This is a genomic window from Enterococcus sp. E5-37 (genome assembly GCF_035726925.1).
GTDB lineage: Bacteria > Bacillota > Bacilli > Lactobacillales > Enterococcaceae > Enterococcus_B > Enterococcus_B faecium.
In genome coordinates this window covers 61,871-84,944 of record NZ_JAPMLG010000004.1, presented here as the reverse complement: position 1 = coordinate 84,944, position 23,074 = coordinate 61,871, and the positions used below count along the sequence as shown (strand labels likewise).

Below are 23,074 nucleotides of genomic sequence, written 5' to 3'. Positions count from 1 at the left end.
TATGTTTACAATTTGAAAGGGTTAGTGTACTATTTAAAGGTATGCATGAAACGTTTTTGATGTATAAAATGAATTTCTAAACTCGGAGGGAATTAAATGACTGCAACATTTGAAAAAAAAGGCACGAATGATGGTGTTTTAAAATTTACGATTGCGCAAGACGAAATCCAAAAAGGATTAACAACTGCGTTTAATAAAGTGAAAAAAAGCTTGAACGTACCTGGATTCCGTAAAGGGAAAGTTTCTCGTCAAGTATTCAACCGTATGTACGGTGAAGAAGCTTTATATGAAGATGCATTGAATGCTGTATTACCAGAAGCTTATGAAGCTGCTGTCAAAGAAGCTGGCATCGATCCTGTTTCTCAACCAAAAATCGATGTTGAAAGCATGGAAAAAGGTCAAGACTGGGTAATCACTGCTGAAGTAACAGTGAAACCAGAAGTAAAATTAGGACAATATAAAGATCTAGTTGTTGAAAAACAAGACCGTGAAGTAACAGATGCAGACGTGGATGCACGTATCAAACGTGAACAAGAAGCACAAGCTGAATTAGTTATCAAAGAAGATGCTGCAGCTGAAAATGGCGATACAGTAGTAATCGACTTCGAAGGCTTTGTAGATGGCGAAGCGTTTGATGGCGGAAAAGGCGAAAATTACTCACTTGAATTAGGTTCAGGCTCATTCATTCCAGGTTTTGAAGATCAATTAGTTGGTCATAAATCAGGTGAAAGTCTAGATGTAAATGTAACTTTCCCAGAAGATTATCAAGCAGAAGATCTTGCTGGAAAAGAAGCAGTCTTCAAAGTGACAATCCATGAAGTAAAAGCAAAAGAAGTGCCTGAATTAGATGACGAATTCGCAAAAGATGTTGATGACGAAGTATCAACATTAGACGAATTGAAAGAAAAATATCGCAAAGAATTAGTAGAAACAAAAGAAAAAGCAGCGGACGATGCAAAAGATGAAGCAGCGATCCGTATGGCTGTTGAAAACGCAGAAATCGTTGAATTGCCACACGTGATGGTTCATGATGAAGTACATCGTTCAATGGACGAATTCTTGAACAACATGCAACGTCAAGGTATCTCTCCTGAAATGTACTATCAATTAACTGGTTCTACAGAAGAAGACTTGCATAAACAATTCGAAGGTGAAGCAGAAATGCGCACAAGAACAAATCTTGTGATCGAAGCAATTGCAGCTGCTGAAAATCTTCAAGCAACAGAAGAAGAAATCAATGCAGAAATCCAAGAATTATCAGAAACATACAACATGCCAATCGAACAAATCAAACGCGTGTTGACAGAAGATATGCTGGAACATGATGTGACAATGAAAAAAGCAATCGAATTGATCACAGGTACAGCGACAGAAGCGAAAGAATAGAAATCAAGTAATAAATCATTTCTGAAGAAGCTACTTCTAGAAAATTGTTTATTCGAAATAAGGGACTGTGACACGATTTTGTCACAGTTCCTTATTTTTTGTTAAGAGTAAAAAATGCAAAGGTATAGGTCAGTTGATCCTTTGTTAAACACTTTTTCTTTTTACTAAACTATGTTATGATAGTAAAAGACTGTAAAGTCTTTGATAGTTTCTTGCATACTTTTTGCAAGTTAAGGGGTGAAGACCATGTATGACAATCCAAGTAGCAATGAGACCGTACGCTGTTCTTTTTGCGGGAAAACCCAAGAAGAAGTGAAAAAGATCGTAGCTGGTCCAGGGGTCTACATCTGTAATGAATGTATCGACCTATGTAAAGAAATCATTGATGAAGAATTTTATGAAGAAGCTGTACGCGAATTCACTGAAGTCCCTAAACCACTAGAAATTCTTGAAGTATTGAATAACTACGTGATTGGACAAGATCGCGCAAAACGCTCGTTAGCTGTTGCCGTATACAATCACTATAAACGTGTCAATCAGCAAGCACAAGAAAACACAGATGATGTTGAACTGCAAAAAAGCAATATCTGCTTGATCGGACCTACAGGGTCTGGTAAAACATTTTTAGCACAAACATTAGCAAAAACATTGAATGTACCTTTTGCAATCGCAGATGCGACAAGTTTGACAGAAGCTGGTTATGTGGGGGAAGATGTAGAAAACATTTTGCTTAAATTGCTTCAATCTGCTGATTACAATGTGGAACGTGCAGAAAAAGGGATCATCTATATTGATGAGATCGATAAAATTGCGCGTAAAAGCGAAAATGTATCTATTACTCGTGACGTTTCCGGCGAAGGTGTCCAACAAGCCTTGCTGAAAATTCTAGAAGGAACTGTTGCAAGCGTGCCACCTCAGGGAGGACGTAAACATCCACATCAAGAATTTATTCAGATTGATACGACGAACATATTGTTCATCGTAGGTGGTGCATTTGATGGCATCGAAACGATTGTGAAGAATCGTATGGGCGAAAAGACGATTGGATTTGGTACACAAAACCAAAAACTTTCTGAAGACGAAAGTGTCATGCAGCATATCATTCCTGAAGATTTACTAAAATTCGGATTGATCCCTGAGTTTATCGGACGATTACCTGTTATGGCAGCTTTAGAGAAATTGACAACAGATGATCTGGTACGGATCTTGACTGAGCCGAAAAATGCGCTAGTCAAACAATATCAAAAACTTCTTTCTCTAGATAATACCGAACTTGAATTTGAACCTGAAGCGTTGAGAGCCATTGCGAAAAAAGCAATCGAACGCAATACCGGTGCTCGAGGACTTCGTTCCATCATTGAAGAAATCATGATGGATGTGATGTTTGATATCCCTTCAAATGAAAACATCGAAAAAGTGATTATCACAAAAGAAGCAGCTGAATTGTCTGGTGAGCCAACAGTAATCTATAAAGATTCAGAGAAAAAAGCGGGTTGATGAAAAGAGGCTGCCGTAAAAGTCATTTTGGCTTTTGCGACAGCCGCTTGCTTTATTCATCACCTTGTTAAGGAGAGAGACCATGAAAGTCCATCAAGCTGAAATTATCATAAGTGCAGTGGCACCAAAACAATATCCAGATACACAATTGCCAGAAATAGCTCTGGCAGGACGATCAAATGTAGGGAAATCTTCTTTTATCAACACATTGATTGATCGAAAGAATTTAGCCCGTACTTCCGGTAAGCCAGGAAAGACCCAGACATTGAATTTTTATTTGATCGAGAACGCATTACATTTTGTCGATGTTCCGGGATATGGGTATGCAAAAGTATCCAAAACTGAGCGAGCAAAATGGGGAAAGATGATCGAGACATATTTAACGACTAGAGACCAGCTACGTGCGGTCGTTTCTTTAGTAGATTTGCGTCATAAGCCTTCTCAAGAAGATATCCAGATGTATCAATTTTTGAAGTATTATGATATCCCTGTAATTGTTGTTGCCACTAAGGCAGATAAGATCCCTCGTGGTAAATGGAACAAGCATGAGAGCGAAATCAAAAAAGCGTTGGATTTTGATCGCAATGACACGTTTATTCTCTTTTCTTCCGTTACAAAACAGGGAAAAGAAGAAGCGTGGGCAGCAATCGAACAAGCAATTGAATCATAAAAAGAATAAAAAAGACTTACCAGTCAAACTCTTTCATAAAAGTTTGGCTGGTAAGTCTTTTTTTGAGCTTAACTTACTTTTGTTTCTTGTCTTTTTTCTTTTCATTTTGTGGCTGTGGTTTTAGAAATCGATCGATCTCTTCTTTTGGTGCAACTGTTTTTTCCGGATCGACAGCAAATGATTCGAAAAGTTTATCTAAATTATCTGTACGTTCAAATTTCAACCCCATTGTAAACACCTCTTTGTTTCTTTTTACTTAGTCTATCATGTAATCGTCCAAATTGGTTTCTAAGACATAAAGTTTTAGTTTTTCTTTATCATTGGTTATAATTAAATTATAAAAAGATTTGAAAGAGGTGAGGAAATGATTGGCGAAGATAAATTATTGATGACTATCCAGCTCACAGACTTAAATGAAGAAGAAAAAAAACAGGAAATAAGCGATTGGGCTATTTTGACACGTCTGTTGATCCAGCCAACATTTATCCGCTCTTTCACACAACAAGCGGATCCGTATGATCTTCGAAAGCTTCAAGAAAAAATAATGCTAGCATCGGTAAGAGACGAAAGTTGGTTAGTTGTAGGAAATGACGAGAACGAATGTAGTTTTCGCTTGGAAGATAATCAATTATTGATAAAAAATGTATTGTCTATCTCTGTTTTCAAAGAAAAGCAATTTTTGATTCGAGACTTCATTCAGAAAAAAATGATTGCTCATGGGGTGTTCGCCTATATGCGAGCTTATAGCGAGTTTATCTATCACAATACAAAACAGATCTCTCAACGGCTATTGTTTGAGAAAAAGGATGAAATCGAACATTTACCTAAAATGAAACAACAAAACGGGGAAGTAGTAGTCGATTGCAACCAATTTCCAGGATACGATCTTTTTTACCAAGGTTTATGTTTCACTTCGTGTTGGGAAATGTATTATAGTCGCTATTATCATCAAATCATCCCTAAACCGATTTTTCTCGACATCCAACAAGTAGAAAAAGTGAAGGGATTAGAAAACGAAGTCATATGTATCCAGCTTTATCGAGACCCCTTTAACTGGCAAAAGCCAAACAATCAAATGTTTCAATCCTATTTTAGGGACCAGCTTGGGTTTGATCATCTTGCTTGGGACAATGGTGTCGGTTTATTGAAACCGCCATTCGTTGAATACATTTACACTGACCATACGATCCAATCTGTCCAGTATCAGAATGCACAAATGCAACCTGTTCCTAAAAAGAATGCTTCATTTTTTGTAACAAAAAGTTATGATATTCAACAAGGAGATTATAAAGAAAGGCGTGTTCGCGGAACACTAAATGCTCAGGCGTATTTTCCTTGGGTTGACGAGAATCGCTCGCGCATGATGTGCTATAAAGTTATCGATCCGACTGTTGCTTTGGATAATGGAATCGAAGCTTATTGTTATTATATTAGGGAATATCTAGAAGTAGAGGTAACAGATGAAAAATATCAAGAGTATCTTTTATCCTTAAGAATCTATGTTCCTTCAGAATCCCTGTCAGAATTACCGTTAAAGGAAATCAAACATAGACTCTCTGATGTTACCTTCAAACGAATAAAGAAAAAGCGGCGAAGTATCCAATTCGATGTCAAGAAAGGTGAGCAGCATCTGCGTGTGCAATTTTTAGATTACCGAGAATTAGAACAATTGATTACTTTACAAAAAATATGAGGTGAAGAAAATGGATAAACAACTCTATTATCGAATAATGGTTCCGGCATCATTATTATCCGTCTGTCTCTTTTTTGTTCCTAATTTTCCTATTCGATCAGTCATCGGTTTTTTGGTCATGTTTGGCGGGATGGGACTTTATTATTATCTTCTTCATAAGGAAAGAAAACCTGCTTCTGTTTATATGAAAAAAACAAGAAGCGAAAATAAAAAACGATAAAACGGCTTGATGATAGACAAAAAAATAAAAAACCAGTCTTTTTGACTGGTTTTTTATTTTTTTGACTGATTTATAATTTTTATGAACGTTTTTGACTGATTTATATTGCGAGTAGAAAAAAAATATGCTATTATTTGTATTGAGGTGATCGTGAAAATGCTTACAGAGGAACGCAGACAAAAAATCCTAGACTTGCTTGAACAGCAGAAAATCGTGAAATCACAAGATCTTGTAAACCTTTTGAATGCTTCTGAATCAACGATAAGACGTGATTTACAAGAGCTGGAGAATAGTGGGTTTCTAGAAAGAGTTCATGGCGGAGCTAAGAAAGAGCAATTATTGAATTTTGAGCAGAATATGAGTGAAAAATCACTCAAAAACGTTCACGAAAAACAGCAAATCGCCAAATCGGCAGCTGAAACCATTAATGACGAAGATGTCATTTATTTAGACGCTGGCTCTACTACGTTAGAAATGATTCCTTTTCTGCAAGGAAAACAGATCACAGTAGTGACAAATTCCGTTCAACATGCGGCAAATTTAGTTGATTTGGAGCTTGCTACCATTATTTTAGGTGGAACGATCAAGCTGGCAACTAATGCTGTTTTAGGATCTAATGCGATAGAACAACTAAAAAATTTTCATTTTAATAAAGCATTTATGGGAATGAACGGTGCCCATCTTGAACAAGGATTCACGACTCCGGATCCAGAAGAGGCAGCTGTTAAACGTTTAGCCATGAAAAATTCCGAAGAGACATTTGTATTGATTGATCATACCAAATTCAACCAGTTGTCCTTCACCTCTGTTGCACCTTTGGAAGCAGCCACGATCATAACCGAGCGTTGTCCATTAGAATTCGTTAATGAATTCCGTGAAAAGACAACAATTAAGGAGGCAATACAATGATTTACACAGTAACACTTAATCCATCAATTGATTATATCGTACGCGTAGATGGGTTAAAACTAGGCGATTTGAACCGAATGAAGGAAGACTTCAAGTTACCTGGAGGAAAAGGGATCAATGTTTCCCGTATTTTGAAACGGATCGATTCTCAATCTACAGCACTAGGGTTTTTAGGAGGGTTCACTGGCGAATTTATTTCGAAGTGGCTTGAAAAAGAACAAATCCAGTCTTTGTTCACAACCGTAAAAGAAGATACAAGAATCAATATCAAACTAAAATCAGATACTGAAACTGAAATTAACGGTTTGGGCCCATCTATTTCAGATGAAGAAATCGATGAGTTGAAGCAAGCATTAGGAACAGTAGGACAAGGAGATATCGTCGTATTGTCAGGAAGCGCGCCGGCTAGCCTGCGAAAAGGATTTTATCAAGAACTGATTGATATCATTCGAGAAAAAGGTGCAGATTTCGTGATTGATACAACAGGTGATGACCTAAAAAATGCACTTGTTAAGAAACCATTGTTGATCAAACCAAACAATCACGAATTAGCTGAGCTTTACAATACAACCTTCCAATCTGTAGAAGAAATCATTCCGTATGGTAAAAAATTGCTAGCTGAAGGGGCACAGAATGTGCTGATCTCAATGGCTGGAGACGGTGCTTTGCTCTTCACGGAACAAGGAACTTATAAAACGAATGTATTAGTTCGCCCATTGAAAAATTCAGTAGGTGCAGGGGATTCAATGATTGCCGGCTTTATTGGGGCTTACAGCCGTACGAAAGATCCAATCGAAGCCTTTAAATGGGGAGTTGCTTGCGGAAGCGCAACAGCTTTTTCTGATGACTTGGCAGCTCGCGAATTGATTGATGAGTTGCTGCCAGAAGTTGAAATCACAAAAATTGATTAGTTTCAAGGAGGATAATCATGAATATCAAGGATTTAATGGTCAAAGAAGCGATGATCATGGATTTGCAAGCGACTGATAAAAAAGGCGCAATCGATGAAATGGTCCAAAAAATGTTTGATGCCGGCCGGATTTCCGATATCGAAACATATAAAGAAGGAATTCTAGCCCGCGAAGCACAAACTTCTACAGGTCTTGGTGATGGAATCGCCATGCCTCACGCGAAAAACAGTGCAGTTAAAGAAGCAACAGTTTTATTCGCAAAAAGCCAAAAAGGAGTAGATTATGAAGCCTTAGACGGACAGCCAACTTATCTGTTTTTCATGATCGCAGCTCCAGAAGGCGCAAACGACACACATTTGCAAGCATTAGCAGCACTATCTCGATTGCTGATTGATGCAGATTTCGTAGGAAAATTAAAAGAAGCAAATACACCAGAAGAAGTCCAAGACTTGTTCCAAACAGCTGAAGAGCAAAAAGAAGCAGAAGAAAAAGCAGAACAAGAAACACAAGCTGCAGAAGCTTCTGCTCATCCAGAAAGAAAATTCATTGTTGCCGTTACAGCTTGTCCAACAGGGATCGCTCACACTTACATGGCAGAAGATGCTCTGAAGAAAAAAGCGAAAGAAATGGGTGTGGAGATCAAAGTCGAAACGAACGGTTCAGAAGGAATCAAAAACCGATTGACTGCTGAAGACATCGCCCGTGCAGAAGGTGTAATCGTTGCAGCAGACAAAAAAGTAGAGATGAATCGCTTTGACGGAAAAGAACTGATCAATCGTCCTGTCAGTGATGGTATCCGTAAACCAGAAGAGCTGATCAATCTAGCCCTTAGTGGTACTGCACCAGTATTCCATGGTGATGGAAAAGAAAGCAGTTCAGAAGAAGGAAATGCGGATGGTACTATCGGACAAAGAATTTACAAAGATTTGATGAACGGCGTATCACACATGTTACCTTTCGTTATTGGTGGAGGAATCGCTATTGCGCTTTCTTTCATGATCGACCAATTTATTGGCGTGCCACATGATCAATTATCAAATCTAGGGAATTACAATCAAGCTGCTAGCTGGTTCAACCAAATCGGACAAGCTGCATTTGGTTTCATGCTGCCGGTATTAGCAGGATTTATTGCTTCAAGTATCGGTGACCGCCCTGGTTTGATCGTTGGATTTGCTGCTGGTGCATTAGCTAATACAGGCGGTGCAGGATTCTTAGGTGCACTGATTGGTGGATTCTTAGCTGGTTATGTCATCGTATTTTTACGTAAATTATTCAAGAACTTACCAAAATCATTGGATGGAATTAAAACGATCCTCTTTTATCCAGTGTTTGGCTTACTGATTACTGGTTTCTTGATGTTGCTGGTCAATGTCCCTATGAAAGCAATCAATGATGCATTGAACGGTTTCTTGACAAGTATGAGTGGTTCGAATGCTGCTTTACTTGGTGCATTATTAGCTGGAATGATGGCGGCAGATTTAGGCGGTCCAATCAACAAAGCTGCTTATGTGTTTGGTACAGCAACTTTAGCTACGACTGTTGCAACTGGCGGAAGTGTCGTGATGGCTTCTGTTATGGCTGGAGGAATGGTACCTCCATTGGCAATTTTCGTTGCTACACGTTTGTTTAAGAATAAATTCAGCAAAACAGATCAAGATGCTGGTTTGACGAACATCGTGATGGGACTATCGTTTGTCACGGAAGGATCGATTCCATTTGCAGCAGCTGACCCGATTCGTGCCATTCCAAGTTTTATTATTGGTTCTGCTTTAACTGGCGGATTAGTCGGAGCTTTCGGGATCAAATTACTGGCTCCTCACGGCGGGATTTTCGTTGTATTCTTACTGAGTCACCCGGTCATGTATTTGGTGTTTATTGCTATCGGAGCAGTCGTATCTGGTGTGATTTATGGTTTATTGAGAAAAGCTCCTGCAGCAGCAGAAGCATAGAAATAAAAAAGAAGAGACTGGGAAACCCCAGCCTCTTCTTTTTTTATAGAATCAAGTAGTGTAGATGAATAGTTGTTGTAAAATAGTTTTTCCATGTTCGTTAAAATGATTGCTTCAAATTTGTGATAGAAGATTTAGCCTCGATTTCCTGCTTGATTCTTGGCAAGTTTGCTTCATCAGTCAAGATAACCAAAATATCTCCTACATTCATGATCGTATCACCGTGAGTCAAGATTTCCTGATTTCCTCTGCGTATAGAGATTAGCAGCATATTTTTAGGCCAATTGAAGTCTCGTACCATTAATCCGTCTAAAGAACTCTCTGCCGTTACTGGAAAATCAAAAGTTGTCCTTGCACCTTTTAGTGAGGCGGTCTGAGTATTTCCAAGTAGACGTTCCAATAATGATTCGTAAATTGGATTCCCGCCGAGAAGGTCATTGACGATATAAGCAACAAGAGCAGCCAATCCTAAAGGCATCAGATGATTAAGAGAGCCAACCATTTCTGTCACTAAAATAATTGCTGTCAGCGGTGCTTTTCCAATCGCTGTGAAATAACCAGCCATGGCAATAACGACAAAATCCTTGATGTAGATTGGATCCATCCCGAAATCAACCATAATGTTTCCATAAAAGCTACCGATTAAAGCCCCCAATGTCAATATCGGAAGGAAAATCCCCCCTGGAAGACCACCACCGTAAGAAATCATGGAAAAAACGAATCGAAGAACAAACAAACCGATAATCATAATGATTGGCAAGGAAGCATGTCCAAAAGCTAAAACAATTTGATTGCCTCCGCCTAGAGTATTAGGCCATAAATAACCAATTGGCAAAATCAGCAAGAAAGGAACGAACCCGTGAAAATAAGCTGGTAAAGGCAATCGGTTGTAAAATTTTGGCAAAGCCAGCAAGACCTTCTGATAAATAAAACCTAAGACGCCTAGAAGTACTCCTAATCCCACTAAAGAACCATAATATTTCAACGGCAAAGAAGGAAGATCACCTAGATATAAAACAGGTCTCAAGCCGAAAAAGTAAAGAGAGACGAAGTTAGCAGTGATTGCTGAAGCAAATGATGTCAGCCAAACAAGTGGAGAAAAGGAGTGATGGATTTCTTCTAAAACAAAGAGTAATCCTGCGATAGGAGCATTGAATGCTGCTGCAAGTCCGCTACTTGCACCGCTAGAAATTAAAATCTTTTCTTCTGAAGATGGACTCCGAAACAATTGTCCAGCTCCTTGTCCAATGGATGCGCCAAGCTGTATAGAAGGTCCTTCTCTACCTAGAAAAAGGCCCGCACCAACTGAAAGTACACCGCCAATGAACTTTTTCCATAAAACAGAGAACCAGTTCATTGATAATTCCCCGCGAAGCTGTCCCTCTACTTGTGGAATCCCGCTTCCCTTGATATCCGGTTCATTTTTGACCAGATAACCCACGAAAAATGCTGCAAGGATGCAGCAAATAGCTACGCCAATTAAGTAAATCGGCTGTTCCCGACTCATTTCATAGATACTTCGAACTAAATCGCTTAGCTTTTCGATAGATAATCGAAACAGGCTAACGACGATTCCTGTCAGCAGTCCAACAAATATTCCTTTTAGAATAAAATATATCTGAGTCTTATCTAATTTCTTGATTTTTCCTTTTTTTTCCATTCAAACGCCTCGCTTTCTTTTAATTTAGCGCGAAATCAACGAATTGACAAGGAAAAATCCATAAAAAGAAACAAATGATTTTGAACTAGCTAGTTTAATGAAAGCCAAGAAAATGCTATAATTAACAAGATTGATAAAAGAAAGGATGTTGTTAATGTCATCCAAAGCTGAATTATTAAACGGGATGAACCCCCGTCAGAAAGAAGCTGTTCTTCACACTGACGGACCATTACTGCTAATGGCAGGTGCAGGAAGTGGAAAGACGAGAGTGCTGACACACCGCATTGCCTATTTGATTGAGGAAAAAGAAGTCAATCCTTGGAACATCCTAGCGATTACTTTTACCAATAAGGCTGCAAAAGAAATGAAAGAACGTGTCAATGCGATTCTCGCATCTGGAGGCGAAGATGTCTGGGTATCGACTTTTCACTCGATGTGTGTGCGTATTTTAAGAAGAGATGTTGATTTTATCGGGTATAACCGGAACTTTACAATCATCGATTCTTCTGAACAGCTGACCTTGATGAAACGGATACTAAAAGAACTGAACATTGATCCGAAAAAATATGATCCTCGAAGTATATTAGGAACAATCTCTCAAGCAAAAAACAGCCTGCAGACCCCTCAGGATTTTGCAAAAATGCAAGGCAGTTATTACGAAGAGATTGCGGCAAAATGTTATGCTGCTTACCAAAAAGAGCTTCAATATAATCAATGTATGGACTTTGACGACCTGATCATGAATACGATTCGGTTATTTGAAGAACATCCTGATTCACTCACATATTATCAAAACAAATTCCATTATATTCATGTAGATGAGTACCAAGATACAAATCACGCACAGTATACGCTAGTCAATTTATTGGCAGGTAGATTTAGGAACCTGTGCGTCGTGGGAGATGCAGATCAAAGTATTTACGGCTGGCGCGGTGCAGATATGCAGAACATCTTGGATTTTGAAAAAGATTATCCAGATGCTGCAGTAATTTTGCTAGAACAAAACTATCGCTCCACTAAAAACATCCTTAGCGCAGCAAACCAAGTCATTGAAAACAATAGCAATCGAAAACCAAAAAACTTGTGGACAGAAAACAAAGAAGGAAACAAGATCACTTACTACCGTGCAGATAATGAACGAGACGAAACCCGTTTTATCGTAGACCGGATGCAAGAAGAGATTCGAAGCAATCATCGGAATTACGGCGACTTTGCCATCTTGTACCGGACGAACGCACAATCTCGTGTAATGGAAGAAACTCTGTTGAAAGCAAATATTCCTTATAAAATGGTTGGAGGGCACAAGTTCTACGATCGTAAAGAAATCAAAGATATTTTAGCGTATTTGAATGTGCTGGCAAATCCTCAAGATTCAATCAGTTTTGAGCGTATCGTTAATTCGCCCAAACGAGGCATCGGACCAGGATCTATCGAAAAACTACGCAGTTTTGCTTCTCTTCATGAATGGCCACTGCTTGAAGCAGCGCAAAATGTGGATCTGGCAAATATCGGTGGAAAAGCAGGACAGCAATTAGGTGCATTTGGAGAGATGATCCAAGAAGTCACTCAGATGATCCAATACTTGACAGTGACAGAATTGACGAAAGAGGTTTTGGATCGTAGCGGATATCTAGAAGACTTAAAAATCCAAAATACATTAGAAGCACAAGCACGCATCGAAAACTTGGAGGAATTTTTAACGGTCACACAAGAATTCGACAAGCAATTCGAACAGCAAAATGAAGAAGACGCTGATGCACCAGAAGAAAAACTAACGGTCTTCTTGAATGATCTGGCACTTGTTTCCGACATTGATAATTTAGAAGAAGATGCTTCCCAAGTGACATTGATGACTTTGCATGCAGCCAAAGGATTAGAATTCCCAGTTGTATTCCTGATTGGTCTAGAAGAGGGGGTTTTTCCTTTATCTCGAGCATTGATGGAAGAAAGCGAACTGGAAGAAGAACGCCGTCTCGCATATGTGGGGATCACGCGAGCAGAAGAAGCGTTGTATTTAACAAATGCTTTCTCCAGAACATTATATGGGCGGACGCAATATAACCGACCTTCTCGTTTTGTAGAAGAAATCGATCAGGAGTTACTGGAAATCGAAGGCATGCGTCCTACGCCTAAAAAAACACCTGTATTCGCTAAAAAAACAGCATATAGCTATAAACAGCCAGAGACAGCGGTTGTTCCCTCTAAAAGTGCTACTGGAGGGGAAAATAACAACTGGAAACCTGGAGATAAAGTCAAACACAAAAAATGGGGTCTAGGAACAGTCGTCCGAGTAAGCGGGACGTCGAAGGATCTAGAACTAGATGTGGCTTTCCCAAGTCAAGGAGTAAAACGTCTTTTGGCTGCCTTTGCGCCAATTGAAAAAGCTTAGTAGTGGAGGGTAAATGATGGAACATGAAATGACGATTGACGAAGCTGCTAAACGAGCAGAAGAACTTCGTACAAGACTGAACCAATGGTCTCGCGAATACTACGTAGAAGATAAACCAACAGTGGAAGACTATGTTTATGATAAAGAATACGCAGAATTAGTAGCAATCGAGGAACAATATCCTGATTTGATCACGTCTGATTCTCCCACTCAACGAGTAGGCGGAAAAGTATTAGAAGGTTTTGAAAAAGTCACTCATGATATTCCGCTTTACAGTTTGAACGACGTTTTCAGCAAAGAAGAGCTGATAGCTTTTGATCAACGTGTACAAAAAGCAGTGGGACGTGTAGTTGACTATTGCTGTGAACTAAAAATAGATGGACTTTCCGTTTCTTTGCGTTATGAAGATGGAAATTTCGTGAGAGGTGCGACTCGCGGGGATGGAACTGTAGGAGAAAACATCACTGAAAACTTAAAAACTGTCCGGTCGGTCCCAATCAAATTAAAAGAACCAATGAACATCGAAGTAAGAGGCGAATGTTTCATGCCAAAACGGTCATTTGTCCAATTGAACCAAGACAGAGAAGCAGAGGGAAAAGATATCTTTGCGAATCCTCGGAACGCCGCAGCTGGTTCTTTGCGTCAGTTAGATTCTAAAATCACAGCGAAAAGAAATCTGGACACTTTTTTATACACAGTAGCTGATTTCGGTCCTATGCAAGCAAAAACCCAGTATGATGCGCTAGAAGAGCTAGAAAAAATTGGATTCCACACGAATCGGGAAAAACGTCTATGTCATTCGATTGATGAAGTGTGGTCATACATTGAAGAATATCATGACAAACGTGTGGATTTGCCCTATGAAATCGATGGAATCGTCATCAAAGTGAATGAATTCTCGCTACAAGATCAACTTGGTTTTACTGTCAAAGCACCGAGATGGGCAGCAGCTTACAAGTTTCCGCCAGAAGAAGTTGAAACGCTAATCGAAAACATCGAATGGACAGTCGGTCGAACAGGGGTAGTAACGCCAACAGCTATCATGACACCAGTCCGAGTAGCAGGAACGACAGTAAGCCGTGCCAGCCTGCATAACGGTGATTATATTAAGTTGAAGGATATCCGCTTGAAAGATACAGTTCTGATTTATAAAGCGGGAGACATCATCCCAGAAGTTTCGCAAGTCGTGTTAGATAAACGACCTAAAGACAGCGAAGAATACCAATTGCCTACACATTGTCCAGTTTGTGGAAGTGAACTTGTCCATTTGGATGAAGAAGTAGCCTTACGGTGCATCAATCCTAAATGCCCTGCTCAAATGAAAGAAGGTTTGAACCACTTTGTTTCAAGAAATGCGATGAATATCGATGGGTTGGGGCCGCGCGTACTAGAACAGATGTATGATAAAAAACTAGTAGCAGATGTTGCTGATCTTTACAAATTGACAGAAGAAGAGTTATTGACGTTGGACAAAATAAAAGAAAAATCAGCAAATAATATTTTGACAGCAATCGACAACAGCAAAGATAATTCGGTCGAGCGGTTGATTTTCGGGTTAGGAATCCGACATGTCGGAGCGAAAGCAGCAAAAATTTTAGCAGAACATTTCGGTGATCTAGAAACATTGAGTAAAAGTGACTATGAGTCGATTATTGCGCTTGATACGATCGGTGATATCATTGCCGACAGTGTAGTCACTTATTTCAGTAACGAAGAAGTCCATGAATTGATGAATGAATTAAAACAAGCAGGCGTCAATTTCGAATACAAAGGGCTTCGAAATGCCCAATTGCAAGAAGTCGAGTCTCCTTTTAAAGAAAAAACAGTAGTCCTTACTGGTAAACTAACACGATTTACTCGTGAAGAAGCAAAAGAGACGATCGAAAATCTTGGCGGGAAAGTGACTGGTAGCGTATCGAAAAAAACGGATATCGTGGTAGCAGGAGAAGATGCTGGCAGCAAGCTGACCAAAGCACAAGAATTAGGAATCGAAGTTTGGACAGAAGATCAAATGGCAGATGCATTGGCTAAAAGTCGCTCAGTAGAAGAATGAAAAATGAGTTTTTTCAGACAAATTTCAATAAACAATTTCAGACACGGCACTCTTGTGTTAAAATAGAGAGCAAAGTTTTTAACTCGTTTAGAAAGAAGGGGTAGTATGGCGATTAGTGAAGAACAAGTGAAACACGTTGCCAAATTAGCAAAACTTGCGTTCGCAGATGAAGAACTTGCAAGTTTTACCGACCAATTAGGTAAAATCATCGATATGGTTGAAATGCTGGAAGAAGTAGATACAGAAGGTGTTCCATTTACGTCGAATGTGGTTGAAACAGTAAACGTGATGCGACAAGATCGGGCGCAAGCTGGATGGAACCGCGATGAATTATTGAAAAATGTGCCGGAAACAGAAGACGGCTTTATTAAAGTACCCGCAATCATCGATAATGGGGAGGCTGGCGCATAATGACAGAATTACACAATCGTTCTCTAGAAGAACTGCATCATATGCTTGTATCGAAAGAAATCACTGTACAAGATTTGACAAAAGCAACATTTGAACGAATCAAAGAAACAGAGCCTGAGGTCGAAGCATTCATTACATTGAACGAAGAAAAAGCATTGGAACAGGCAAAAGCTTTAGATGAAAAAGGGATTGATGAAAGCAACGTCCTTGCTGGTATTCCAATTGGTATCAAGGATAATATCGTAACAAAAGATATCTTGACAACCGCTGCATCTAAGATCCTTTACAATTTTGAACCAATTTATGATGCAACGGTCATGGATAAAATCTATCAAGCAGATATGATCCCTGTTGGTAAGCTAAACATGGATGAATTTGCTATGGGTGGAAGTACAGAAACTTCTTATTTCAAGAAAACAAAAAATGCTTGGGACCCAACAAAAGTACCTGGTGGCTCTTCTGGTGGTTCTGCAGCAGCAGTTGCAGCTGGACAAATTCCAGTTTCTTTAGGTAGTGATACTGGGGGAAGTATCCGCCAACCAGCAGCTTTTAACGGCATCGTAGGGATGAAACCTACTTATGGCCGTGTCTCACGTTTTGGTTTGATTGCCTTTGCTTCATCTCTTGACCAAATTGGACCAATGACCCGTACGGTGAAAGATAATGCATTAGCATTGACAGCTATCAGCGGTTATGACGAAAAAGACGGTACTTCTTCAGGCGTTTCAGTTCCTAATTTTGCAGAGGGACTGACAGGCGACATCAAAGGAATGAAGATTGCTTTACCTAAAGAATACTTAGGCGAAGGTGTAGCCCCTGGCGTAAAAGAAGCTGTATTGAAAGCAGCAGAAACATTCCGTTCATTAGGTGCTGTTGTGGAAGAAGTCAGCTTGCCTCATTCAAAATACGGTGTGGCTGTTTATTATATCATTGCCTCATCAGAAGCAAGTTCCAACTTGCAACGATTCGATGGTATCCGCTACGGTTATCGCTCTGAAAATGTGAAATCATTAGATGATGTATATGTCAACTCACGTTCAGAAGGATTCGGTGAAGAAGTAAAACGCCGTATCATGTTAGGTACATTCTCCTTAAGTGCGGGTTATTATGACGCTTACTTCAAAAAAGCAGGACAAGTCCGTACATTGATCAAACGAGATTTTGAAAAAGTCTTTGCAGATTATGACTTGATTATCGGGCCATCTTCACCAACAGTGGCATTCGGAATCGGTGAAAACATTAACGATCCAATCACAATGTACATGAGTGACATCTTAACGATCCCTGTCAACTTGGCTGGACTTCCAGGTATGTCTGTACCGGCAGGATTGTCAGAAGGATTACCAGTTGGATTGCAGATCATCGGTAATTATTTTGATGAAAAAACGATGTATCAAGCGGCATATGCGTTTGAACAAGCAACAGAATTCCACACACAACAACCAGCTATTTTAGGAGGGAAAGACGAATGAATTTTGAAACAGTCATTGGACTAGAAGTCCACGTCGAGTTAAAAACCAACTCAAAAATTTTCTCTCCAGCGCCAGCTCATTTTGGTGCAGAACCAAACAGCAATACAAACGTGATCGACTGGGGTTATCCAGGCGTGCTGCCAGTAATGAATAAAGCTGCGCTGGAATTCGGGATGAAAGCAGCTTTGGCATTAAACTGTGAAATCTCTAAAGATACTCATTTTGACCGGAAAAATTACTTTTACCCAGATAATCCAAAAGCATATCAAATTTCCCAATTTGATCAACCAATCGGTCATGACGGATGGATCGAAATCGAAGTAGAAGGTAAAAAGAAAAAAATCCGGATCGAACGTGTCCATTTAGAAGAAGATGCTGGAAAAAACATGCATGGTATTGGCGGTTATTCTTACGTTGATTTGAACCGACAAGGCACGCCTTTGATCGAAATCGTTTCTGAAGCTGATATGCGTTCACCAGAAGAAGCATACGCTTATCTAGAAGCATTGCGATCAATTATCCAATTTACAGAAGTCAGCGATGTGAAAATGGAAGAAGGCTCTATGCGCTGTGATGCCAATATTTCTCTTCGCCCTTATGGACAAGAAGAGTTCGGTACGAAAGCAGAATTGAAAAACTTGAACTCTTTATCTTTCGTGAAAAAAGGTTTAGCTTTTGAAGAAAAACGTCAAGCAAAAGTTCTTCTTTCAGGAGGAGAAATCCAACAAGAAACACGCCGTTTTGACGAAACAACGAATAAAACAGTTTTGATGCGTGTCAAAGAAGGGTCTAGTGATTATCGTTACTTCCCAGAGCCTGATATCCCGAAATTCGTGATCGATGACGAATGGATTCAAAAAGTAAAAGCTAGTTTGCCTGAGATGCCAGCTTCTCGTCGCGAACGCTATATCCGTGAGTTTGGTCTTCCAGAGTATGACGCAATGGTATTGACACTTACAAAAGAAATGTCTGATTTCTTTGAAGCTGTTTTGGAAAATGGTGCAGATGCCAAGCAAGCATCTAACTGGTTGATGGGTGAAGTTTCTGCTTACTTGAACAGTGAGAAACTGGAATTAGCTGAGACAAAATTGACACCTGAGAACTTAGCAGGAATGATTCGTTTGATCGCCGATGGAACGATCAGCTCAAAAATCGCCAAAAAAGTCTTCCGTGAATTGATCACAAATGGCGGAGAAGCCCAAGAAGTAGTTGAAAAAAATGGTTGGGTGCAATTATCTGATCCGAACAAACTACTGCCAATCATTAATGAAATTTTGGATAACAACCAACAATCTGTCGATGATTTCAAAAATGGAAAAGATCGTGCGGTTGGCTTCCTAGTCGGTCAAATCATGAAAGCAACTAAAGGACAAGCAAATCCTGGTGTCGTGAATAAGCTACTTAAAGATGAATTAGCGAAACGATAGAGGCTGAAAATGAAAAAAGCACGCGTAATTTATAACCCCACCTCGGGAAAAGAATTATTGAAAAAAAATTTGGCGGATATCCTACAGGCATTAGAAGAAGCAGGATTTGAAGCCAGCGCCTATGCAACTACACCAGAACCTGATTCAGCCAAGAATGAAGCACGTAGAGTCGCAGAACTAGGTTTTGATCTAGTAGTGGCAGCTGGTGGCGATGGCACAATCAACGAAGTGGTTAATGGAATCGCTCCGCTTGAACACCGTCCTAAAATGGCCATCATCCCAGCTGGTACAACGAACGACTATGCTCGAGCATTAAAAATTCCTAGAGATAATATTAAAGCAGCAGCAGAAGTGATCAAAAAGCATCAAACCGTAAAAATGGACATCGGCCTTTCTGATAACAGTTACTTCATCAATATCGCTGCCGGTGGCTATTTGACAGAATTGACTTATGAAGTTCCATCAGAACTAAAGAGTATTTTTGGTTATCTTGCTTATCTTGCAAAAGGAGCAGAGATGCTCCCTCGAGTAAAGCCCATCAAAATGCGCTTGAAGTATGATGAAGGGGAATATATCGGAAATGCTTCGATGTTTTTCCTAGGGCTGACGAACTCTGTTGGAGGATTCGAACAGATCGCGCCAGATGCCAAATTGGATGATGGGAAGTTTTCTTTAATCATTGTGAAGACAGCAAATATCTTTGAGATCTTGCATATTGCGGCACTCATGCTAAATGGCGGTCGTCATGTCGATGATCCAAGAGTAATCTATACCAAAACAAGCAGTTTGTTCGTCGAAACAGAAGATGATATCAATCGACCAGTAATGATCAACTTAGATGGTGAATATGGTGGGGAAGCACCGATGCATTTCCAAAATCTTCATCAGCATATTGAGTTCTTTGCCAATACCGATCAGATTCCTGATGAAGCAATCACAGGCACAGATGAAGAAGAATTAGAGGTTGTCAGCAAAGAATTCGTAAAAGAAGTCGAACGTTTAACGGATGAAGATATCGACGGTGACGGAAAAATAGCAGACGAAACACCTAATCAAAAGAATTAATCAAAAGCCGGTGCTGAACGTAGTAAGGTCAGTGCCGGTTTTAGTTGTGTAATTAGCTGATTTATAGTAGAGTTCAGTAGGATTGAAAAATAGGCTTAAAGGAGCAAAATATGACAGAACAGCAAATAGTAAAGAAAAACGAACGATATACAGTCGAAATCGTCGACTTGAGTTATGAAGGAATGGGGGTAGCAAAAATCGATGGTTATCCATTATTTATCGAAAATGCACTCCCTGGAGAAGAAGTAGAAATACTAGTAGTGAAAGCAGGCAATAAGTTTGGATATGGAAAAGTCGAAACATTTATTACACAATCACCTGATCGTCAGCCTGTAGAAAACAATGCATTACTTCGCACAGGTATCGCACCTTTAGCCCATTTGAAGTATGAACAACAGCTTGTCTTCAAACAAAAACAAGTAGAGCATGTAATGGCAAAGATTGCTAAGATGCCAGAAGTTCCTGTACTTCCAACGGTCGGAATGGCAGAACCATTTGGCTACCGTAATAAAGCACAGATCCCTGTTCGCCGTATCGATGGACAGTTAGCCACCGGTTTTTACAAAAAGAATAGCCATGATCTAGTCCCTATCGAAGATTTTTATATCCAAGATCCTGTCATCGATCAAGCAATCAAAGTAGTCAGAGATATCTTGCAACGGTTCCAAGTACGAGGATATAATGAAGAAAAAAATGAAGGACAGCTTCGTCACATCATTATCCGTCGTGGTCATTATTCCCATGAAATGATGGTCGTTTTAGTTACTCGTAAAGAAAAATTCTTTAAATCCAAGGAAATTGCTGAAGCCATTCATGAAGAATTGCCAGAAGTGGTTTCGGTCATCCAAAATATCAATGAAGAAAAAACAAATGTGATTTTAGGAGACAAAGAAAAAGTTTTATACGGCAGAGACTATATCGAAGATCAGCTATTAGGAAAAACCTATCGAATCTCAGCGAAGTCATTTTATCAAGTAAATACTCAACAAGCAGAGTATTTGTACCAAACAGCCATCGAATTTGCCGAGTTGGATAAAAAAGACATTGTGATCGATGCTTATTCAGGAATAGGTACAATCGGATTGTCTCTAGCTGACAGAGTAGATAAGGTATATGGGATGGAAGTTATTCCAGAAGCAATTGAAGATGCACAGTTCAATTCCTTAAATAATAAAATCGAAAATGTTCATTATGAAGTCGGAAAAGCAGAAAAAGTCATGAAAAAATGGCAAGAAAAAGGGGTCAAACCATCTGTGATCGTAGTAGACCCTCCACGTAAAGGATTAGATCATCATTTTATTGAATCAGCAATCGAAATGTCACCAGAACGAATCGTCTATATCTCTTGTAATCCAGCAACTTTTGCAAGAGATGCTAAGTTATTGGCAGAAGCAGGTTATGTTGTGAAGAAAGTTCAGCCTGTAGATCTTTTCCCGCAAACCCATCATATCGAATTAGTCGCTTCATTCGTTAAAGGAGAATAAAAATGGACCAAAAAGAAAAAATGAAAGAATTGATCAAAAAGAAACAAGGTGGAGGCCGATCCAAACAAATGGAAACACCTAAGAATGATCGTAAAAACATGAGAAAAGGCCCTAAAATCTTTAATAAATAGACGTGCTAAAGAAAGACTAAGAAGCGTTAACTTTTGTTATTGTTTCTTAGTCTTTTTAGTTAGTCTACATTATTTTGGCGATTTGCCAATAAGGACTGATGAGTTGTGCAAAATCAAATCTGGGTCAGAATGAACGTCATTCTGTCCCAGATTTTTCGTTATTTCAATTTGATTAACTGATTGATCAAAAAGATTTTTATTTTCATATTCTCAAATGATTCAACACTAAATATACATGTTTGACGCGGAAATTATTATTCGATTTGGGCGGCATCAGGGGGGATGACGACGTAGCAGACCCATTATTTTACTCAAGAAAATGTCCGTGCCTATTATTTAGAATACGATAGTGAACGTGCTGGGAGTTTTGTTCATTTAGAGAAAGTCTCTGAAGATAAATTAGTTGTCTTAGATTTTGACTGCAATGAAAAATGGCGAACTGGAAGAGCACCAGCAAGTGATTGACCGGATCTACGAAGCGACACGATATCTGCCTTTGGATCGTTTGTGCTTAAGTCCTCAATGTGGATTTGCTTCAACAGAAGAAGAAAATGTTTTGTTTGAAGAACAATGGAAAAAATTTCTTTTGTCAAAAGCATTGCAGAAGAAGTTTGGGGAAAATCATTAAATCATCTAGGAGAGCTTGATAGGAAATAACACTATGGTATAATCAGAATGCTTAATACTAACTACTGAGGGAGCCTTATGAAAAAGAAAATTCTTAAATTTATCGGATGGTTCTTCGGAATCATTCTTGGGATCACGTTTGCAATCTTTCTTGCCTTCCAGCTTTCCCCCAGACCTGGAGCATTCTTGATCAACCATATGTTTTCAAATACTGTTCAAATCACTGATAAAAAAACGTTCGATCAAGCAGAAAAAAACGTGGCGAAAAAAACAGATTTGACGTATGAGTCCAAGTATAAAGAGAATACCTATGACATCTACTATCCAAAAAACAGCAAGGGGCCTGTTCCTGTTCTATTTTGGGTACATGGTGGAGGATTCGTCGGCGGAGATAAATCGGGTGTCAAAGAATTTGCGACAAAATTAGTTTCAGACGCCAACATCGCAGTAGTTGCGATGAATTATGAATTAGCGCCTGATTCAGAATACCCTAATCAAGTTCTTCAAGTGAATGAACTGATCAAAGATTTATTAGCTGAAGAAAAAGACGACAAATTGCTAGACATGGAACAACTATTTTTTGGTGGAGATAGTGCAGGTTCACAAATCGCATTGCAATATGCAGCTATACAAACGAATGACGCGTATGCTAAACAAATGAAAATCAAACAGCTACTTCCAAAAGATAGTCTGAAAGGAACCATTTCTTATTGCGGACCTGTTGATTTGAAGCTAACAGCACAGCAGCATTCGGATGATCGATTTATGAAGTTTTTCGTCAAAACCGTTGCGTGGTCGTTGATTGGAACAAAAGATTGGAAAACGAGTGAGCAATTGAAAGAAGCCAGTGTGGCTGACCATGTTTCTAAGGAATTTCCGCCAACGTATATAACTGACGGAAATGCTTACTCATTCCAAGAACAAGGTCAAGCATTAGAAAACCGATTGACAGAATTAAAAGTACCCGTGCAATCCTTGTTTTATACAGATACAAAAAAAGAGATTACTCATGAATATCAATTTGATTACACGTTAAAAGAATCGCAAAATTGTTACCAGCAGACATTGGATTTTGTGAATAAGTATAAGTAAGAGGCTGTGATCCTGCCGTTTAGTTTTG

At 39.2% G+C, this 23,074-nt stretch carries 20 protein-coding genes; 18 read left to right on the top strand and 2 right to left on the bottom strand.

The genetic code is table 11. The features are described 5' to 3' along the window. Positions 1-96: 96 nt before the first annotated feature. The 3 genes from tig to yihA all read left to right on the top strand — a co-directional run bounded on the left by tig (position 97) and on the right by yihA (position 3,553). Positions 97-1,386: a trigger factor gene (gene tig, locus OS138_RS04490; protein ID WP_002292069.1), complete on the top strand. Its 1,290-nt coding sequence runs from the start codon at positions 97-99 to the stop codon at positions 1,384-1,386. Between the two features lie 246 nt (positions 1,387-1,632). Then, positions 1,633-2,883: an ATP-dependent Clp protease ATP-binding subunit ClpX gene (gene clpX, locus OS138_RS04485; RefSeq protein WP_002294425.1), complete on the top strand. Its 1,251-nt coding sequence runs from the start codon at positions 1,633-1,635 to the stop codon at positions 2,881-2,883. An 82-nt stretch (positions 2,884-2,965) separates the two neighbouring features. After that, positions 2,966-3,553 carry a ribosome biogenesis GTP-binding protein YihA/YsxC gene (gene yihA, locus OS138_RS04480; RefSeq protein WP_002288491.1) on the top strand — a complete coding sequence of 196 codons (588 nt, stop codon included), beginning with the start codon at positions 2,966-2,968 and terminating at the stop codon, positions 3,551-3,553. 73 nt (positions 3,554-3,626) lie between these two features. Here the strand turns inward: yihA and OS138_RS04475 are convergent, their stop codons facing one another. After that, complete coding sequence (locus tag OS138_RS04475) at positions 3,627-3,782, bottom strand: SPJ_0845 family protein (RefSeq protein WP_002288488.1); 156 nt, start codon at positions 3,780-3,782, stop codon at positions 3,627-3,629. 135 nt (positions 3,783-3,917) lie between these two features. Here OS138_RS04475 and OS138_RS04470 point away from each other — a divergent pair, with 135 nt between their 5' ends. From OS138_RS04470 to OS138_RS04450, 5 genes are all read left to right on the top strand, one after another. Continuing rightward, complete coding sequence (locus OS138_RS04470) at positions 3,918-5,246, top strand: hypothetical protein (RefSeq protein WP_002324978.1); 1,329 nt, start codon at positions 3,918-3,920, stop codon at positions 5,244-5,246. Between the two features lie 10 nt (positions 5,247-5,256). Then, entirely contained in the window at positions 5,257-5,466 is a 210-nt protein-coding gene (locus OS138_RS04465; protein WP_002294422.1) for a hypothetical protein, read from the top strand. Between the two features lie 156 nt (positions 5,467-5,622). Continuing rightward, positions 5,623-6,375 (top strand): DeoR/GlpR family DNA-binding transcription regulator, encoded by a 753-nt coding sequence (locus OS138_RS04460; protein ID WP_002288485.1) that lies wholly within the window; start codon positions 5,623-5,625, stop codon positions 6,373-6,375. After that, complete coding sequence (gene pfkB, locus OS138_RS04455) at positions 6,372-7,286, top strand: 1-phosphofructokinase (protein ID WP_002288484.1); 915 nt, start codon at positions 6,372-6,374, stop codon at positions 7,284-7,286. The genes OS138_RS04460 and pfkB overlap by 4 nt, the downstream gene beginning before the upstream one ends. 17 nt (positions 7,287-7,303) lie before the next feature. Further along, positions 7,304-9,235, top strand: coding sequence for a PTS fructose transporter subunit IIABC (locus OS138_RS04450; RefSeq protein ID WP_002295246.1), 1,932 nt, complete (start codon positions 7,304-7,306; stop codon positions 9,233-9,235). 100 nt (positions 9,236-9,335) lie between these two features. Here OS138_RS04450 and OS138_RS04445 read toward each other — a convergent pair whose 3' ends face one another. Continuing rightward, positions 9,336-10,895 (bottom strand): ClC family H(+)/Cl(-) exchange transporter, encoded by a 1,560-nt coding sequence (locus OS138_RS04445; protein WP_002295244.1) that lies wholly within the window; start codon positions 10,893-10,895, stop codon positions 9,336-9,338. A gap of 154 nt (positions 10,896-11,049) precedes the next feature. On the opposite strand from OS138_RS04445, the gene pcrA reads away from it, so the two are divergent. The 10 genes from pcrA to OS138_RS04395 all read left to right on the top strand — a co-directional run bounded on the left by pcrA (position 11,050) and on the right by OS138_RS04395 (position 23,046). Next, positions 11,050-13,284, top strand: a complete 2,235-nt coding sequence (pcrA, locus tag OS138_RS04440) for a DNA helicase PcrA (protein ID WP_002333058.1) — start codon at positions 11,050-11,052, stop codon at positions 13,282-13,284. A gap of 16 nt (positions 13,285-13,300) precedes the next feature. Continuing rightward, positions 13,301-15,337, top strand: coding sequence for an NAD-dependent DNA ligase LigA (gene ligA / locus OS138_RS04435; RefSeq protein ID WP_002323115.1), 2,037 nt, complete (start codon positions 13,301-13,303; stop codon positions 15,335-15,337). 105 nt (positions 15,338-15,442) lie between these two features. After that, positions 15,443-15,748, top strand: coding sequence for an Asp-tRNA(Asn)/Glu-tRNA(Gln) amidotransferase subunit GatC (gene gatC / locus OS138_RS04430; RefSeq protein WP_002288477.1), 306 nt, complete (start codon positions 15,443-15,445; stop codon positions 15,746-15,748). Beyond that, on the top strand, positions 15,748-17,220 hold the full coding sequence (gene gatA / locus OS138_RS04425; protein ID WP_002295237.1) for an Asp-tRNA(Asn)/Glu-tRNA(Gln) amidotransferase subunit GatA: 1,473 nt from the start codon (positions 15,748-15,750) through the stop codon (positions 17,218-17,220). The genes gatC and gatA overlap by 1 nt, the downstream gene beginning before the upstream one ends. Further along, entirely contained in the window at positions 17,217-18,647 is a 1,431-nt protein-coding gene (gene gatB, locus OS138_RS04420; protein WP_002288473.1) for an Asp-tRNA(Asn)/Glu-tRNA(Gln) amidotransferase subunit GatB, read from the top strand. The genes gatA and gatB overlap by 4 nt, the downstream gene beginning before the upstream one ends. Positions 18,648-18,656: 9 nt before the next feature. Then, positions 18,657-19,712 carry a diacylglycerol kinase gene (locus OS138_RS04415; protein WP_002295235.1) on the top strand — a complete coding sequence of 352 codons (1,056 nt, stop codon included), beginning with the start codon at positions 18,657-18,659 and terminating at the stop codon, positions 19,710-19,712. A 110-nt stretch (positions 19,713-19,822) separates the two neighbouring features. After that, positions 19,823-21,196 carry a 23S rRNA (uracil(1939)-C(5))-methyltransferase RlmD gene (rlmD, locus tag OS138_RS04410; RefSeq protein WP_002333057.1) on the top strand — a complete coding sequence of 458 codons (1,374 nt, stop codon included), beginning with the start codon at positions 19,823-19,825 and terminating at the stop codon, positions 21,194-21,196. Positions 21,197-21,198: 2 nt separating this feature from the next. Continuing rightward, positions 21,199-21,327, top strand: a complete 129-nt coding sequence (locus OS138_RS04405) for a 30S ribosomal protein S9 (RefSeq protein WP_002295229.1) — start codon at positions 21,199-21,201, stop codon at positions 21,325-21,327. 424 nt (positions 21,328-21,751) lie between these two features. Next, positions 21,752-21,955, top strand: coding sequence for a hypothetical protein (locus tag OS138_RS04400; protein ID WP_002295227.1), 204 nt, complete (start codon positions 21,752-21,754; stop codon positions 21,953-21,955). A 77-nt stretch (positions 21,956-22,032) separates the two neighbouring features. Beyond that, a complete protein-coding gene (locus OS138_RS04395; protein ID WP_002333056.1) occupies positions 22,033-23,046 on the top strand; it encodes an alpha/beta hydrolase in 1,014 nt (337 codons plus the stop codon). Positions 23,047-23,074: the final 28 nt, after the last annotated feature.